3 protein-coding genes and 1 rRNA gene are annotated in these 3,517 nt (G+C 30.8%); 1 reads left to right on the forward strand and 3 read right to left on the reverse strand.

Annotated elements, in window-relative coordinates; all coding sequences use genetic code 11:
* A 5S ribosomal RNA gene (gene rrf, locus OD803_RS14690) occupies positions 1-71 on the forward strand; the annotation flags it as partial.
* Positions 72-222: 151 nt separating this feature from the next.
* Here rrf and OD803_RS14395 read toward each other — a convergent pair.
* The 3 genes from OD803_RS14395 to OD803_RS14405 all read right to left on the reverse strand — a co-directional run.
* Complete coding sequence (locus OD803_RS14395) at positions 223-819, reverse strand: hypothetical protein (RefSeq protein WP_262734047.1); 597 nt, start codon at positions 817-819, stop codon at positions 223-225.
* Between the two features lie 17 nt (positions 820-836).
* Positions 837-2,528, reverse strand: a complete 1,692-nt coding sequence (locus tag OD803_RS14400; protein WP_262734049.1) for a DUF4412 domain-containing protein — start codon at positions 2,526-2,528, stop codon at positions 837-839.
* A 309-nt stretch (positions 2,529-2,837) separates the two neighbouring features.
* The coding region (locus tag OD803_RS14405; protein ID WP_262734051.1) for a helix-turn-helix domain-containing protein at positions 2,838-3,517 on the reverse strand (680 nt) is incomplete at its 5' end.

Below are 3,517 nucleotides of genomic sequence, written 5' to 3' on the forward strand. Positions count from 1 at the left end.
TCCGAACAGAGAAGTTAAGCCCGTTAGCGCCGATGGTACTGCAACTGTGGGAGAGTAGGTCATCGCCTTTTTTAGAAAAGCATTCATAATTTTATGAATGCTTTTTTTTTGTTTTATAGAGTTTTCTTAATGAATTAATAGTGATTCTTTATCCAATTAACAACTAAAATAAATAAAGCTAGAATCCTTTTTATAATTAAAGCTTTATTTATAGAATTGTTTTTATTCAAGCAATTCATCAAACTTTAAATTATTTATAGATTCCCAAACGGATTCTCTATTCATATTATAAGCTTTAATGTTTACACCAAACCGATCATTATATAAAAAGGAAATGTCAGAATATTGTCTGTTCTTATCATAGGCTTCAATACCTTCCATACCTCTTTTATTAAATGATTTTTCAATTTTGTAATCATTTTCGTTATTTACAGTCATATTTTTATAGAACGAGTATTGACTTAAAAGCAAAACTCCTTTCTCACCTGAGCAATCATATAATGTGATTTTTATTTTTTCTTTATTATTTCCATCATAATTGGCAATTGCTCCATTAATACCATGTGTTGACATTGGGGCAATACTAGTTGTAGTTTTTTGTAAACTCATTAATTGATTAGGAAACCAATCTTGTAATGCCTCATTTGTAAGTGAAGTTGTTTCTAATAAATTTTCAGTTTTACTAATAGTTTTTATGGTGTTTTTTACAGTTTTAATTTTGGTAGAAGTGTTGTCTTGTTTTGAATTTTCACCGCAAGAACTTATAACAGCTATAGTAATATTAACTAGTATTAGTCTTTTTAAAAGTATTGTTTTCATATTAGAATTTTATAAACTTAGTTTTTTTTCATCCTTGCACCTGAAAATAAATCCATAGTTTTGTAATTGGCTTTTTTTATAGATGTCTTTTGTTGGTTTAATGCTTTAGCAATAATGTTTACGTTGTTTTTAGATTTCTTTTTATCAATGATATCCATTTCTAAAATTAAACCGTTAGAGAATTGATCTAACACCCTCGAGTCCATATCAGGAAAATCTGATGGTTTTTGTGAACCAAAATTCAAAAAGTTTGTAAGTTTTATTTTTGCATCTAATGTGTGGTACATTTTCATTATATACCTATCATCTTCAAATTGTAGCCCTTCGCAGGTATAACCAATAATGGTTTTAGCTGGTAACTTTTTTATGTTATAATTATCTAAATTCTCTTTAGAGGATTTAACTTCTGGTATAGGATACATTTGTAAAAAACTAGTGCCTTGAGCATCCATAAACATAACCATTGTGCTTAAGTCCATGTCAAACAGCATAGTTGTAGTTCCTGTATTTTTGTTGTTCCCCATAGTCATTTTTGTAGCTTGATACGATGCGCTTTCATTAATTAAAAACACCATCATTATGGTCTCTTTCTTTCTTGTGTTTAAGGTCATTTCTGTTTCAAGTTGCCAATTAAAGTCATAGCTTTCAGGTAAATCATTAACTGTTACTTTATGATTTTTTATTGATCTTCTTGCCGATTTTACACTTCCTTTATTATTACTGCTATCATAATCATTGTCATCTATGTTGGTGTTTCCGGTATTTCCTCCTTTAACAATGTTTTCCATAACACCTCCCATAAGTCCCTCTCCAACGGTTTTGACTTCTCTAGCTTTAGGCAGTTTGACTTCAACAGGTTTGTAATCATATACCATTAAACTTTCACCGGCTTGTCCTTGTGAACCAAAGCCATCAATAAGTTCAGCTTCTTCTGATGTTTTAGTGTAGATTTCAACTAATCTCTCTTGGTCATCAAAAAGAACGTAACTACCTTCATAACCAGGTTCGTTTAAATACTCAAACTTAGTATACGTTTTACCTCTTAACGTTTGGGTAGTTTCATTAAAATCATCATACCTAAAATCATCTGGCTTATATATGAATGCAAACTCTACAATTCCATTGAAAGGGTTAGCAGTCACACCTAAATCTTGCTGTTTTTCAAATTGAGCCATAAAGGGCTCAGGTGGTAGTTTATAGGCTTCAATCATCATAGTAGGAGCCATCAAACCTTGACTTTGAAGTGCTACAATTCCTGTTTTTTGGTATTCGCCTTCGCTGTATACATACATATAACCTTCACTATCAATGAAACCAGGTTTAGGTTGTTTTGGATCTTCAATTCTAACAGCTACTTCATTGGCATCAAAAAACTGAGTTTGGTTTAAGTTTCCATTTTCGTGCATTTTTATGATAATATCTTCTTTGAAAAATGCTTTTTTAGCTTCAGTATTTTTAGTTAAAGCTGTGTTTGATGCTTCGAGTTCGCTAGTATCTTCATCTTCTTTTTTATCAGATTTTTCTTTTTTTGAAGTTGCATCGTCAATAGTTTTTTCAGTTTTTTTAGATACTACTTCATCTGTTTTATTAAGGATGGTACGTTCTGCTGCTTGTTCAGCTCTCTTTTTTAGTTTTTTTAAAAACTGTGCTTCGGCATTTATTCCACAAAGTAAAAATGCGCATGTTATAAAAATGAGTTTTGTTTTCATGATGTTTTTTTATTGATTCTTACAGATTTAACAACTTGATTGTTTAACATTATATTTATGATATAGTTGCCATGTTTTAAATGGTCTATGCTTATATAAATATTCTGGTCGTTATTAGCTTCGTCTAATAGTTTTTTTTTTAGCATTACTACAGTGCTTAGTTAGACGCTATTAATTGAGAGGTCAACAAAATGCATCAAAGGGATGCGTTGTTTGTTTTGTAAAGTTATGATGAGAATAAAAAGTTTGATGTCAATTATGTAACAAACTATATCAACTATGTAACATATGTCGTAAAGTTGTTGGTATTTATTGATTTGAAGTGAATTCTGAAGGTGTAGACTTATAAACGTCTTTAAAGCATTTTATAAAATAGGAAGGTGTGTTGAAACCGACTTGATATGCGATTTCAGAAATGTTTAAGTCAGAGTCTTTTAAAAGGTTAACCGCTAGCTTTAAGCGTTCGTTACGGATAAACTCGGTTGTTGAAAATCCTGTTATAGCTTTTAGTTTTCTGTGTAGTTGCATTCTACTCATAGCCATTTTTTTAGACAAAACATTAGAGTTAAATGACGAGTCGGTGATATAATCGTTGAGTATAGTTTTTAGTTTAGTTAAAAATTGCTGATCAACAGGAGTTGTACTTATACTGCTGAGTTCAAAATGAGTGCTATATCTTGATTGTAGTTTTTGTCTTAGCTCTATAAGTTTTTCAACACGTATTTTAAGTTTGTTACTGTTAAAAGGCTTTACAATATAATCGTCTGCTCCAGTTTCTAATCCTTTTATTTCATTTTCGTCACCACTTTTTGCTGTGAGTAGAATTATAGGAATATGGCTTGTTTTTTCGTCTTTTTTTAAAGTATTACAAAGTTCAATACCATCAATTTTAGGCATCATTATATCGCTAATGTTCAAGCACATTCGGCTAAAGCCGACCAATGTTGCTACATTGCTTCGCAATTCTCGCCCCATTGGAAATGTGCTTG

Source organism: Gaetbulibacter sp. NE, from assembly GCF_025548475.1.
Classification (GTDB): Bacteria; Bacteroidota; Bacteroidia; order Flavobacteriales; family Flavobacteriaceae; genus Gaetbulibacter_B; species Gaetbulibacter_B jejuensis.